Genomic DNA, 13,932 nt, shown 5'->3' on the forward strand with positions numbered 1-13,932 from the left:
ACGCAGGAGGTTCCCATGAGAATTCTATTGGTTGAAGACAACCGCGATATCCTGGCCAATCTGGCTGATTACCTGGGGCTCAAGGGGTATACCGTCGATTGCGCGCAGGACGGGTTGTCAGGCCTGCACCTGGCGGCCACCGAGCATTACGACCTGATCGTGCTGGACATCATGTTGCCCGGCATCGACGGCTACACCCTGTGCAAGCGCCTGCGCGAAGACGCCCGCCGCGACACCCCGGTAATCATGCTCACCGCTCGCGACCAACTGGACGACCGCCTGCAAGGCTTCAAGTCCGGTGCCGACGATTACCTGATCAAACCCTTTGCCCTGTCCGAACTGGCGGCACGCATCGAAGCGGTCATGCGTCGGGCCCAGGGCGGCGGTCGCCGTACCTTGCAAGTCGGCGATCTGAGCTACGACCTCGATACCCTGGAAGTCACCCGCGAAGGGCGGCTGCTGAAACTCAATCCGGTAGGCCTGAAGTTATTGGCCGTGCTGATGCAGAAAAGTCCTCACGTACTGCGCAGGGAGATTCTCGAAGAGGCGCTGTGGGGCGACGACTGCCCGGACAGCGACAGCCTGCGCAGCCATGTCCACCAATTGCGCCAGGTAATCGACAAGCCGTTCGCCAAGCCCTTGCTGCAAACCGTGCACGGTGTCGGCTATCGGTTGGCCGAGGGCCGTGATGGAGTTTAGACAGAGCCTTGCGCAACGGATCATCATCGCCTTTGCGCTGATGAGCGCATTGGTGGCAGGGGCCTTCGCCATGGGCATCGTGGCGACTGTGCACCTGGTGGAAGAAAAACTGATTTCGGCAGGTCTGGGTGGCGATCTGCAACGCCTGCTGCTGATGGACAGTGTGTCGGACTGGAGCCATCGCCCGGAGCCGGACCAGCTGTTCTATTTCAGTGGCGGGCCGGGCGACTTCGAATTGCCCAAGGATTTGCGCCACCTGGAGCCCGGTTTTCACGAAGTGTTTCGCGAGCAGCTGTCGTACCACGCGATGGTCGAAGTCGTCGACGGCCGACACTACGTGCTGATGCAGGACCAGAGCGATTTCGAGGAGCGCGAGCGGGTGCTGTTTGCCGTGGTACTGGTGGGTTTCGTGCTGAGCCTGGCGCTGGCAGTGTTTCTCGGTTGGGTACTGGCGCGCAAGGTCATGGCGCCCGTGGTGCGGCTGGCCCGTCAGGTCCGTCACCGCGATCAACTGTTGGGGCTGGCACCACCGCTGGCACCGGATTACGCCGCCGATGAAGTCGGCGAACTGGCCGTCGCCTTCGACGCCACCTTGGGCCGCTTGAGGCAGGCATTGTCCCGGGAGCGCCTGTTCACCAGTGACGTCAGCCACGAACTGCGCACGCCGCTGATGGTGCTGGCCAGTTCCTGTGAGTTGCTTCTGGAAAATCCCGGTATCGATCAACGGGGTCGGGCCCAGGTCGAGCGAATCGCCCGGGCCTGCGAAGAAATGCGTGAGCTGGTGCAAACCTTCCTGATGCTGGCCCGCGCGCAACGCGATGACGCCAGCGTCGCGCCGCAGCAAACCCTGAGCCAGGTGGCCGACGGGCTGCTCCATCTCTGGCGTGAGCCGATCGAGGCCAAGGGGTTGAACCTGATCTTCGAAGCGGGTCAACCGGCAACCACCTGTTACAACGCCACCCTGCTGCAAGCGGTCATGGGCAACCTGCTGCGTAACGCCCTGCATTACACAGAACAGGGGTTCATTCGCTTGACCCTGACGACTACCGGCTTCGTGGTCGAGGACAGTGGCGTCGGCATTCCCGAAGATAAACGCGAAGCGATGTTCGAGCCATTTGTGCGGGGCAGCGAGAAGCGCGGCGAGGGCCTGGGGCTGGGGCTGTCGCTGGTGCAGCGGATTTGCGAAAACCAGGGCTGGACCGTCAGTCTTACCAACATGGAGCCCAACGGCTGCCGCTTCCAGGTGGAACTGAGCCTGGCCTCTACCTGATCAAATGTGCTTGATGGCCCAGAGCTATCACTGTCTTCCTGCATAATTTCGAAATAATTCGACATTTTACATGACGATTTTTTCACAATTGCATGACCTGACGCCGACACGGCGCTGCCTATCGTGGGTCCATCAGATGTTCTGGAGACCTGATGATGGACGGCCCGATCAAACTCGATTTTTCGAAAAAGTACGACGATCAACACGCTCAGCGCTACTTGCGCAAGCATCAGGCTGGCCTCGCTCGCCGGCTGTCGCACTGGCGTGACGAACAGGTGGCGCGACAGGCGCTCAAACTGGTTGGGGAGCCGGGGCTGGTCCTCGATTTACCCTGTGGGGCGGGGCGTTTCTGGCCATTGCTGGCAGAAAAAGCCAACCGCGCCATCATCGGAGCCGACAACTCCGAGTCGATGATCAACATTGCCCTGCAGGCGCAACCTGCAGACGTGGTGAAACGGGTACAACCCTTGCACACTTCTGCTTTCGACATCGCCTTGCCCGATAACGCGGTCGACAGCATTTTCTGCATGCGTTTACTCCACCACATCGGTGAAGCCGAGCATCGATTGGCCATTTTGCGTGAATTCGAGCGCGTCACCCGCGACAGCGTGATTCTTTCATTGTGGGTGGACGGCAACTTCAAAGCCTGGAAACGCAAGCGGCTCGAGGGACACCGCGGGCATGAAAGTTACCAAAACAGATTTGTGTTACCGGCTGCTACGGTCGAAAAGGAATTCGAGCAGGCGGGGTTCCGCATCCAGCAACGTCTGGATTTCTTACCGCTCTATGCCATGTGGCGAGTTTACGTATTACGCAAGAGGTAACAGATGGCAGCGCAATGTGCGGCAGAAGCAGATGTCGTTTCCCCGGATCGTTTCGACTACTTCTGGAACCTGCGCGGGGAATGGGTTGAAGAGCCCAATGTCCGTCGCGGTGGGGAAAGTGGCGTGCAGCGCGTCCTGGGCAGTGATGGGCAGCTGCTCTACACGAAACGTCAGACCGGGCATATCTATCGCAGCTTGCGGTACCCGTTCGGGCGGCCGACGGTGTTGCGCGAGCGTGATGCACTGATCGGCCTGCGCCTGATCGATGTCTGCGTTCCGCAAATAGTCTTCTGCGGCGCACAACGCGATCCCGAGCACCAGTGGCGCGCCTTGCTGGTGACCAGGTCGCTGGACGGCTTTGAGGAAATCGAACACTGGTACGCCGGTGGCGGTCGCGAGCGTCACGGTGAGGCGGTCCATGACCGCGTGCTCAAGGAACTGGCCGAGAATCTGGCCCGCATGCACAAGGGGCGTTGGCAGCACAGCTGCCTCTACATCAAGCACGTCTTCGTCAGTGTCACCGGCGAAGGCGATGCGGCCAGGGTCGAGGTAGCCTTGATCGATCTGGAGAAGTGCCGCCAACGGTTGACCGCCCGTTACGCGGCCGCGCACGACCTGAAGCAATTGCGTCGCCACTCGTCGTTCAGCACGACGGACTGGCAAAAACTCGTCTACTTTTATGAGAAGGCGTTTGGCAGCGCTATCAAGGGTTTATAGCAATGAAACTCGAAATTGCACGAGGTTTGTTTTTGATAGGAGCCTTGGCAGTTGCCTCACTGGCGCTGGCGGTTTGGGAGCAGCCTCGCCCGCGCGTCCTCAGTTCGATGAATGCTGATGCGCGTTGTCCATTGCCACGGGTCGCGAAGGAAACCGTGGTCACCCAACCCGATCATGATTTATTGCTGTTCATGTTCGGACTTTCTCAAGGACTGAGGCCAAAGAGTTGAACAGATTGAAGCCCAAATAAAAGGCCTCGCAAATGCGAGGCCTTTTTTATTCCCGTGTCTCAAGACTAGCGCCAAACCCTGTAGGAGCGAGCTTGCTCGCGATGGATTCAAGAACACCGCGTGTTATCCAGCAAACACGCGTTATCGTTGGCGACCATCGCGAGCAAGCTCGCTCCTACAAGGGGTTACGGGTGCTCTTCAGGTTTGTCGGGTTTTGCCAGCAGTGTGTACACGCACGGCAACACAAACAGCGTAAATAGCGTCCCGATCGACATCCCCGTGGCGATCACCGTGCCGATGTCGAACCGGCTGACAGCGCCCGCACCGGTGGCGATGATCAACGGCACCATGCCGAACACCATGGCTGCGGTCGTCATCAACACCGGACGCAGGCGAATGGCGGCGGCTTCCTCAACCGCCTCGCGGGCTGTCAGCCCTTTGTCCTTGCGTAGCTGGTTGGCGAATTCGACGATCAGGATCCCGTGTTTGCTGATCAACCCGATCAAGGTCACCAGGCCGACCTGGGTGTAGATGTTCATGCTCGACCAGCCCAAAAACAGCGGGATCAACGCGCCGCAGATCGACAGCGGCACGGTGACCAGAATCACCAGCGGATCGCGGAAGCTTTCGAACTGGGCGGCCAGTACCAGGAAAATGATCGCCAGCGCCAGGGCGAAGGTGATCCACAGCGCACTGCCTTCCTGGACGTATTGCCGGGAAGCGCCGGCATAGTCGAAGGCATAACCCACGGGCGCTTCCTCTTGGGCGATCTGGCGCACGGTCTCGATGGCTTCCCCCATGCTGACCAGCGGCACGCCGGAAAGAATGGCTGAGTTGAGTTGCTGGAACTGGTTCAGCTGCCGTGGACGCGCCCGGTCGGTCACGGTGATCAGAGTCGACAGGGCCAGCAGTTCACCCTGGGTATTCTTCACGTAATAGTTGTTCAGCCAGTCGGGGTTGTCCCGGAAAGGCCGCTCGACTTGTGCGATGACTTTGTAGCTGCGTCCTTCGATGGTGAACCGGTTGATCTCCGCTTCACCGAGCAGGGTTGCCAGAGTGCCGCCCAGATCCTGCATGGACACGCCCATCTGCGCGGCCTTGGCGCGATCGATATCCACCACCACTTCGGGCTTGTCGAACGCCAGGTCGAGGTCGACGAAAGCGAACTTGCCGGACTCCATCGCCCGCTTTTTCACCCGGTCAGACACCTGCAGCAGCGACTCGTAATCGTTGGCGGAGTTGATCACGAACTGAAACGGCAACCCCTCACCGGTACCGGGCAGGGAGGGCAGGTTGAAGCCGAAGATCTGCAGCCCGGAAATGCTCTCCAGTTTGCCCTGGACCTCGGGCAGGATTTCCATCTGCGTACGGCTGCGTTCGTTCCACGGCTTGAGCAGGAAGCCGCCGATGCCCGATTGCACCCCGTTGAAACCATTGATCTGGAACGAGGAGTAGTACTCGGGAAACGCCTTGAAGATGTCGATGAATTCATCCGTATAAGCGCTCAGATAGTCGAGGTTGGCCGTTTGCGGGGCATTGGCCATCATGAAAATGATGCCCTGGTCCTCATCCGGGGCCAGTTCCGACTTGGTGAACTTGAGCAATACCGGAATCAGGCACAGCACGATCACCGCGAACACCAGCACCACCGGCCGCGTATTGAGCGTGCCGTGCAGCAGGCGCTGGTAACGGCGCTTGAGCCCTTCAAAAATGCGGTCCAGGCGATGGGCCAGTCCGCTGGGGTTTTCGTCGTGGCGCAGCAAGAAGGCGCACATCATCGGCGACAGGGTCAGGGCGACAATGCCGGAAATGACCACCGCGCCGGCCAGGGTCAGCGCAAATTCCTTGAACAGTGCCCCGGTCAGCCCCGTCAGGAACCCGATCGGCGCATAGACCGCGGCCAGGGTGATGGTCATCGAGACCACCGGCATGGCGATTTCCCTGGCGCCTTCGATGGCCGCATCCAGCGGCGTCTTGCCTTCTTCGATGTGTCGGTGAATGTTTTCCACCACCACAATGGCGTCGTCCACCACCAGGCCGATGGCCAACACCATTGCCAGCAGGGTCAGCAGGTTGATCGAGTAACCCATCATCTGCATGAAGAACATCACGCCGATCATCGACAGTGGAATAGTCACCACCGGAATCACCACCGAACGCAGCGCACCGAGGAACAGGAATACGACCACGATCACGATCAGCACCGCTTCGAACAGTGTTTTCACCACTTCGTCGATCGAGGCCTGGATGAACAGCGTGGCGTCGTAGGCGATTTCACCCTTGAGGTTCGGCGGCAGCTGGGCCTCCAGATCCGGCATGATCTTGCGCACTTCCCTGATCACATCCAGCGGGTTGGCGCCGGGGGTGGCCTTGATGCCGATGTACACCGAGGGCGTGCCGCCGAAGGAGCTGACGGAGTCGTAGTTTTCCGCGCCCATTTCAACTCGCGCCACATCGCTGAGCAGCACCCGACTGTCGCCGTCGACCTTGAGTGCAATCGCGGCAAAGGCTTCGGCAGATTTGAGCTCGGTATTGGCATTGATGCTGGTGACCACGTACTCGCCTTTCACTTCGCCAGCGGCTGAAAGGAAGTTGTACTTGCGCACCGCATCGGTCACATCGCTGGCGCTAAGGCCGAAACCGGCGAGCTTCACCGGGTCCAGCCACAGGCGCATGGCGAACACCTGGTTGCCGAGAATTTCGGCTTCGGCCATGCCCGGCAGGGTTGCCAGTTTTGGCTGGATGACCCTCGACAGGTAATCGGTAATCTGCGGATTGCTCAACTCCTTGCTGAAGAAGCTGATGTACATCAGCGCCGAGGCGTCGGCGGCTTCCTTGCTCAGTACCGGGTCTTCGGCGTCCTGGGGCAACTGGTTCTTGACCTCGTTGGCCTTGGCCAGCAGCTCGGTGAACAGGCGGTCGCTATTGGCGCCGATGCGCGCGTAGATCGAGATCACAGAAAAATTCTGGCGACTGACCGAGGTCATGTAGTCGATGCCCTCGGCACTTGCCAGGCTCTGCTGCATCGGTTGGGTGATGTAGCCCTGGATCGTTTCGGCGTTGGCTCCGGGGTAAGCGGTGGTCACCGTGATCAGGGCGTTTTCCATTTGCGGGTATTGGCGCAGCGGCAGTTTGCTCCAGGCCTGAAAGCCCAGGAGCACAATCAACAGGCTGACCACGGTGGCAAGCACCGGACGGCGGATGAACGGGTCGGTAAACGCCATGGGGGTTCCTTGATCAGTCCGCGCGCGGCGGGCTGTTCTTCTCGGCTAAAGTCTTGTCGTCGCTGATGGCAATGTGGGCGCCGTTGTCCAGTTTGATCTGGCCGGCCGTGACCACTTTTTCGCCGTTCTGCAAACCCTTGATGATCATCACCTGCCCGTCGCGGCGTTCACCGGTTTCAATGAAACGCCGTTCAGCGATCAGGATCGGCTGGCCCTTGTCGTCTTTTTCGAGGCTGCCGTCTTCGGCTTTTTTCTGCGCGACGACGTAGAGCGAATTGCCGTATAGCGTGTAGGTGATCGCACTTTCCGGCACGACGATGCGCGGCTGAGGGTCGGGCAGCATCACCTGCAGGCTGGCGAACATCCCTGGCAGCAGCTTGCCATCGGGGTTGGCCAGGGTGGCGCGGACCTGAACGTTGCGCGTGCTGTTTTCGACTTTCGGGTTGATCGCACTGATGGTGCCGGGGAAGGTTTGTGTCGGGTAGGCCGCGACAATGATCTGCACCGGTTGGCCGAGGGCGATCTTCGGGATCGATTGCTCGGGTACGAAGAAGTCTACATAGAGGCTGCTGAGGTCTTGCAGGGTGGCAATCATGGTGCCGCTGGCGAGATAGTCGCCGATGTCCACCTGACGAATGCCGATGGTCCCGCTGAAAGGCGCGACGATGCTTTTTTTGCCGAGCGCGGCCTTGAGTTGATTGACCGTGGCCTTGCTCTTTTTCTGCACCGCCGAGAGTCGGTCGAATTCCCCTTTGGAAATGGCCTGGCTGCCGACCAGTTGGCTACCGCGCCCGTAATCGAGTTGGGCCAACCCAAGGTCGGCCAGCGCCGTTTCCAGCAAAGCACTTTCCACGGCGCTGTCGAGTCGCAGCAGTGGTTGACCGGCCTTGACCTTCTGTCCTGACTCGAACTGCAAGTCGATGACGGTGCCGTCGGTCTCCAGGCTCAGGTCCACGCCTTGCAATGCCTTGAGCGTGCCAACAGTGGGCAGGCGGGCTTGCCACGGCTGTTCGGTGGCCGTGGCCACGGCGACGCTGATCGGCGGTTTCGGCGCGGAAAAGCCCTGAATCATCGTGTAGATGGAGAAGGCTTTGTAACCGGCCAGGCCCAGCACGATCAGCAGTACAACACCCAACATGATCAACATGCGGCGACGCAGCATATTTCCACTTCCTTGGAGAAAATCAGGGCATATAGTCCGGCACATTACTCCGAGTGCGAGGGTGATTCCAATGGATGTTTCCGGGCTACCCCGATCCCCTGTAGGAGCGAGCTTGCTCGCTCAGAAGCTGAGAACACCACGAGGTGCCAGGCATCCAGCGTTATCGTTAACGTCCATCGCGAGCGAGCTCGCTCCTACAGGGGAATGCATTCCAATGTAGGAGCCGGCTTGCCGGCGAAGGGGCCGCTGGATTTTGCGGTGATCTGAAGATCGCCTTCGCTGGCAAGCCAGCTCCTACAGGGGAGAGCGTAAGCCCTGGGCGTCGTGGGCTTAGGCCATTAAATGCAGGTGGTTGTCCCAGAGCCCCGATGGCAGGTCGAGGGGTTTTGCAACCAGGTCTGTCTGGCGGCAATCGTAGTACCGACACCGTCCTTGACCCGAGGTCACGACAAACCCGTCAGCCACCGCGCCGACCCCGGCGCAATCGGGGAGTGGCGCATCCAGGCGCACCTCGCCACTGTCCAGGTCCCAGATGAAAAACCGGTTGCCCCGGGGCGCGGTCAAGGCGACCAGCCGCAGTTCGCCATGCACCGCGACACTGGCGGTGTAATGCCCCATGGCCTGCAACTGGTGCTCGGGCACCGGGAAGGCCACGAACGGCTGCCCCGGCCGCTTGATTGCCAGCAGCTCCGACGATTCGTGGGACGGGCCCATGAATTGCTGGCCGGCGACGATGGTGCCGTCGCTGGCGATCCCCAGGTGGCGCACGCTGTTCATCTGCTGGGCCAGGGTTTCCTTGCTCAACAAAGTGCCATCGCGTTGCATCAGCACCAGGCTCGGTTCCATGGCATCGAGGTTCATCTCGACCCGGCTTTCGGCCTCGGTACGGATGCCGCCGTTGGCCACCACCAGGGTTTCGCCATCGGGCATCCACGACACCTGATGCGGGCCGATGCCATGGGTCGACAGCTCGCCGCTGTGCACCAGCCGTTCACCTTCGAACCTGTACACGCCGAGCAAGCCACGTCCCGGATCGGCGGTGTCGTTTTCGGTGGCATACAGCCAGTCGCCGCTGTGGTGAATCACCGCGTGGCCGTAGAAGTGCCGGTTCGGCTGCGAAACCACGGTTTGCAGCAGCGTACCGTCGCGCAGGTCGATCAGGTAGCTCTCGGTGCCCGGGCGGCGGGCGACGAACAATGCAATCGGCAGCGTCGGGTGATTGATGATGTCGTGGCAGCGCTGGCCGACCCGGGTGGCGAACACCCGGGTGCCGTCCAGGCGAAAACCGACGGCGTAGTGCTTGCCGTCGCCATCGTCCCGCGCCGAGAGCAGCAGCGGGCTTTTGTCCTTTTGCCGGAACAGCGTCCAGCCGCCCAGGCTCACTGCTCCCAGCAGCAAACTACCTAACGTCAGCGCCTGTCGTCGCAGCATGGCACTTGCCCTCATCAGTCACCGTCGTTGGCGTTGAAGCCCAGTTGGATGCCCAGCGCCTTGGCCAGTTCGCCTTCGTGCAGGCGGTGGACGACGTTGAGGCTGTCGTAGATATCGTTGAGTTGCTGGCGCCCGGCATCGTCATTGAGCATTTCGGTCAACGAGCGCTGGTTGCTGGCGAACAGTTTCAGGGACGCGGCATAAGCGGCGTCGATCTTGTCGGCCAAGGGTTTCTGCTCGCTCGGCAACAGGCCGCGCAGGCCTTTGTTGTCGACGCCTTCCCACACGGTCCTGGCGGCGGCGAGGCTGGCTTCCAGGCCCGTCAGGGAAGACTGGCTGCGCCATGCATCGGCCTGGAACGGTTGCGGCACACCCTTGCTCTGGCGGCCCATCGGTGTGCCGAGCTTTTTCTTCAGGCTGTCGAGGGCGGTGACCTGCACCCGCAGCAAGTCGGCGATCGCTTCGTGGGAGTCGGCGTAACGCGGGTTCGGGAACTTGCTCATCTGCGCGAGCATGCCGTCGGTCGTGTTCCAGCCTTTGAGAATGTCTTCGGCCAGTTGTTTCTGATGTTCGCCAATCGCGATCAACAGTGGGCAGTAACGCGACTTCTGCGCGTCGTTGGCCACGTCGGGCTTGCTGTCGAACAGGATGTATTCGTAGGCGGAAAGGCCCTGGACGACGACGCTGGATTTGGCCAGCGCGGCGGCATCGATCTGCGGCTGCGCGGTGACCAGTTGCTCGACCTGACGGCCTACCAGGTTTTTCTTGTCCGGCCAGAACTGCACCGACCAGGCGCGATTGCCTTCGGCCAGCGGTCCGATCAGCAGCGGTTGCAGTTCGGCCCAGGCTTTTTGCGCGTGCAGGAAGTCGGCGCGAGCGGTGTCGAGGTCGGACTTGCCTTCGCAGTAGGCCAGGGCACTGACGGCCAGTTGGCGGTCGGCTTCAACCCAGCGGGTGTAGGTCGGCAGGATCACCGACTTGGCAATGGCCGCCGAGGTGACGGCCTGCGGGTCCTGGGGCGAACAGGCGCCCAGGACTAGTGCGGCAAGGCTGGTGAACAATAATTTGGGTCGGAACATGTCGGGCTCCCGCTTGAGGAATAGGTACTAAAGGGAATTCAGAAACGCCAGCAACGCAGCACGCTGCCCGGCATCGAAAGACAAAACCTGTTGCTGCGCCGCCTTGGCTTCGCCGCCATGCCAGAGCACGGCTTCGAGCAGGTTGCGGGCGCGGCCGTCATGCAAAAACTGGGTGTGGCCGCTGACTGTCTGCGTCAGTCCGATGCCCCACAACGGCGGCGTGCGCCAGTCGCGGCCGCTGGCCTGGAACTCGGTACGGTTGTCGGCCAGGCCGTCGCCCATGTCATGCAGCAGCAGATCGCTGTAGGGGCGAATCACTTGATTGGCCAGTTCAGGTTCGGCGGCGTTGGCGGCGGTGGTGTACCTGGGTGTGTGGCAGGATTGGCAACCGGCCTGGAAAAACAGGTTCTTGCCGGCCAGCACTTCAGGCGTACCGACATCGCGGCGCGCCGGCACGGCAAGGTTTCGGCTGTAGAACAGCACCAGGCGCAGAATGTTATCGCTGACTTCCGGCTCGCCCTCCGGGCCATTGCCATTGGGCGCCTGCTTGCAAGCGGTCTGCCCGTCGGTGCAGTCGTCGACAGGGCGCAGGCTGGTCGTCAGGCCCATGTCGCCGGAAAACGCGTGGGCATTCTGCTGGTTAAGGTTCGGCTGCCCGGCTTTCCAGCCAAAGCGTCCGAGGACGGTTTTCTGCTGCGCGTCATCCCAGACCCGGTTCGGGCGTCCGGCGATGCCGTTTTTCTCGCGGGCCTGGGCTTCGGCATTGGCCAGGATCGCCTCGTCGGGAATCGCTTCGAGCAAACCCAGGCCAATCATCGGCGGCGCCACCCTGGCCGAGAAACGGGCATCGGGATGCATCGGTCCGTAACCGAGCTGGGTGATCTGCAGCCTCGGTTTGCGCAACTCGACTTCGGTGCCGTCCTTGAAGCGGACCGGCACCGGCGTGTACTCGACCCGCACCTTGCCTTCCGGGACGATGCCGGGCACTGCCATGTCCTGGAATTGCCCCCCGTAGACCGGCTCCGGGACGACGCCGAGCTGCTCGATGACCCTGGCGTAGGCCGGCGCATCGGGAATCGACAGGCGCACCAGCATCGACACGGCATTGGGCGCGTCAGGCGCGGGCGGATGACCGCGGCCGTCCTTGATGTGGCAGTTCTGGCAGGCGTTGGTGTTGAACAGGGGACCGAGGCCATCCCGGGCGGTGGTGGTCGACGGGGCGATCACCCACGGGTTGCGAAAGAAGCTGTTGCCGACGCTGAAGTCCACGCGCCGGGAGGGCGGCAGGTTGGCGGAGGGCAGGGAGAATGCATTCTGATCGGTCTTGCGCACGGTCGCGCTGCCGCCGGACCGGGCTTCACCGGGTTCGGCCCGGGTGAACTTCGGGGCGTCATCGCAGGCACTCAGGCCCAGGGCCAGCAACAGTGCGGACAAGCGAAGAGGCAGCGAGGGCATCGGACATCCTGCAAACGAGCAAAACAAGGGCGCAAAGTCTAACAGGGCAGGGGGGATTGAATAAGAGGAATTATCGTTTGGTTGATGTGGGGCAGCGTTAACTTGAGACCGCGCCGAAGCCATCGCGTGCTTGCACCGAAGGACGGAATGCGCGTCGTGATCGAACTGCGTAGCGGCGAAGTACCAACGCCGCGTATCGGCCATGCCTGTAGGAGCCGGCTTGCCGGCGAAGGCGTCGTGACTGCCAACACATGTGTTGAATGTTCTACCGTCTTCGCCGGCAAGCCAGCTCCTACAGGGGGGGGGCCAGCAGGGACAAAAAAGGCGACCCGAAGGTCGCCTTTCGTTCAGCCAGCGTTGATCAGAACTCGTGATCGGCGTTGTCCGGGTTCAGGTCGCTGATCCCCAGTTTGCCTGCGGCGGCTTCGATCGAGCCGGTCTGCTTGACCAGGGAAGCGATAGCGTCACGCACGATCTGATTGCCAGCCGTGTTGCCCGCGGCGATCAGTTGGTCGTAATGCTCACCCTTGTTGGCGTGATCGACGATGACCTGCATCTTCGCTTCGGTCGCCGCCAGGTCGGCCTTGAGTGCGGTGTCGGCCGCCGGGTCGGCCTTGGCCACCAGGGACGACAGGCTGGCGCCGGCCATCTTGGTGCCGTCGACACGGGTGTATTCGCCCAGGTAGACGTTACGGATGCCTTTGGCGTCGTAGAACTGCGAGTTATGGGTGTTGTCGCTGAAGCAGTCGTGTTCGTCTTCCGGGGAGTTGGCTTCCAGGGAAACCTTCATGCGCTCGCCCGCCAGCTCGCCCAGGGACAGGCTGCCCATGCCGAACAACATTTTACGCAGGCCGCTTTCAGCCGGTTCCGCTTCCAGGGTGGCGCGGTAGTTGTCGGCCACGTTTGGCTTCCAGTTACCGACCATCTCTTCCAGGTCGCTGACCAGCAGCTGGGTCACCGATTTCAGGTAGGCGCGACGACGCTCGTTGTGGCCGCCGGTTGCGCCGGTGCCTTCCAGGTAGTCGGAAGCCGGACGGTTGCCGGCGCCAGGGCCGGTGCCGTTCAGGTCCTGGCCCCACAGCAGGAATTCGATGGCATGGTAACCGGTGGCGACGTTGGCCTCGGAACCGCCCAACTCGTTCAGGCTGGCGAGTTTTTCCGGGGTGATGTCCTTGACGTCGACCTTGTCTTCGCCGACCTGGACTTCAGTGTTGGCGATGATATTGGCGGTAGCGCCCGGGTTACCCAGTGCGTGTTCGTAGGATTTGTCGACGTAGTCGATCAGGCCTTCGTCCAGTGGCCAGGCGTTCACCTGACCTTCCCAGTCGTCGATGATGGTGTTGCCGAAGCGGAATACTTCGCTCTGCAGGTAGGGCACGCGAGCCGCGACCCAGGCGGCCTTGGCGGCGTTCAGGGTCTCGGCGTCAGGCTTGGCGAGGAAAGCGTCGACGGCGGTTTGCAGGGTTTTCGCGGTGGATTCGGCATCGCTGTAAACGGCGAAGACGATGTCGGCGTAATGCGCGACAACGGCTTTGGCAGCGGCTTCGTCGACTTTACTGGCAGCAGCGGGCGCAACAGCCGGAGCCGGCGCGGTGGTGGTAGCAGCTGGAGTAGGCGCTTGCGGAGCGGCAGCCTTGTCTTTGCCTTCGCCACAGCCGGCGAGGGAAATAGCGATGGCCAACAGACTGGCGGTAGCCAGAGGCATACGAATCATGGCGAACATCCTGCTTCGAGAGGGGGTGGAATGGCGCAACAAAGGCGCAAAACTGCGACATAATGCAAATCTTTCGCATTATGTGTAAAGGGTTGTACCTGGAAATATTTCTTATTCACGTAGGAGC

Annotated in this window: 11 protein-coding genes; 5 read left to right on the forward strand and 6 right to left on the reverse strand. The window is 61.3% G+C overall.

The window, feature by feature from the left end; all coding sequences use genetic code 11:
* Positions 1–15: 15 nt before the first annotated feature.
* From colR to J2W17_RS07725, 5 genes are all read left to right on the forward strand, one after another.
* Positions 16–699 carry a two-component system response regulator ColR gene (colR, locus tag J2W17_RS07705; protein ID WP_008032118.1) on the forward strand — a complete coding sequence of 228 codons (684 nt, stop codon included), beginning with the start codon at positions 16–18 and terminating at the stop codon, positions 697–699.
* The gene (locus tag J2W17_RS07710; protein WP_307331741.1) at positions 689–1,969 is read left to right on the forward strand and encodes a sensor histidine kinase; all 1,281 of its coding nucleotides are present in this window, start codon (positions 689–691) and stop codon (positions 1,967–1,969) included. The genes colR and J2W17_RS07710 overlap by 11 nt, the downstream gene beginning before the upstream one ends.
* Positions 1,970–2,124: 155 nt before the next feature.
* Positions 2,125–2,793, forward strand: coding sequence for a class I SAM-dependent methyltransferase (locus J2W17_RS07715; protein WP_307332392.1), 669 nt, complete (start codon positions 2,125–2,127; stop codon positions 2,791–2,793).
* Between the two features lie 3 nt (positions 2,794–2,796).
* Entirely contained in the window at positions 2,797–3,510 is a 714-nt protein-coding gene (locus J2W17_RS07720) for a lipopolysaccharide kinase InaA family protein (RefSeq protein WP_307331743.1), read from the forward strand.
* A 2-nt stretch (positions 3,511–3,512) separates the two neighbouring features.
* Positions 3,513–3,740, forward strand: a complete 228-nt coding sequence (locus J2W17_RS07725; protein ID WP_307331746.1) for a hypothetical protein — start codon at positions 3,513–3,515, stop codon at positions 3,738–3,740.
* 185 nt (positions 3,741–3,925) lie between these two features.
* On the opposite strand, the gene J2W17_RS07730 is transcribed toward J2W17_RS07725, so the two are convergent.
* From J2W17_RS07730 to J2W17_RS07755, 6 genes are all read right to left on the reverse strand, one after another.
* Complete coding sequence (locus J2W17_RS07730; protein WP_307331749.1) at positions 3,926–6,964, reverse strand: multidrug efflux RND transporter permease subunit; 3,039 nt, start codon at positions 6,962–6,964, stop codon at positions 3,926–3,928.
* A gap of 13 nt (positions 6,965–6,977) precedes the next feature.
* Positions 6,978–8,126, reverse strand: a complete 1,149-nt coding sequence (locus J2W17_RS07735; protein WP_307331752.1) for an efflux RND transporter periplasmic adaptor subunit — start codon at positions 8,124–8,126, stop codon at positions 6,978–6,980.
* A gap of 330 nt (positions 8,127–8,456) precedes the next feature.
* A complete protein-coding gene (locus tag J2W17_RS07740; RefSeq protein ID WP_307331755.1) occupies positions 8,457–9,557 on the reverse strand; it encodes a DUF1513 domain-containing protein in 1,101 nt (366 codons plus the stop codon).
* A gap of 14 nt (positions 9,558–9,571) precedes the next feature.
* Positions 9,572–10,636, reverse strand: a complete 1,065-nt coding sequence (locus tag J2W17_RS07745) for an imelysin family protein (protein WP_307331758.1) — start codon at positions 10,634–10,636, stop codon at positions 9,572–9,574.
* Positions 10,637–10,663: 27 nt separating this feature from the next.
* Positions 10,664–12,091, reverse strand: coding sequence for a di-heme oxidoreductase family protein (locus tag J2W17_RS07750; protein ID WP_307331762.1), 1,428 nt, complete (start codon positions 12,089–12,091; stop codon positions 10,664–10,666).
* Between the two features lie 361 nt (positions 12,092–12,452).
* On the reverse strand, positions 12,453–13,805 hold the full coding sequence (locus J2W17_RS07755) for an imelysin family protein (protein ID WP_307331765.1): 1,353 nt from the start codon (positions 13,803–13,805) through the stop codon (positions 12,453–12,455).
* Positions 13,806–13,932 lie beyond the last annotated feature (127 nt).

The sequence above is a fragment of the Pseudomonas lini genome (assembly GCF_030812475.1).
Classification (GTDB): domain Bacteria; phylum Pseudomonadota; class Gammaproteobacteria; order Pseudomonadales; family Pseudomonadaceae; genus Aquipseudomonas; species Aquipseudomonas lini_A.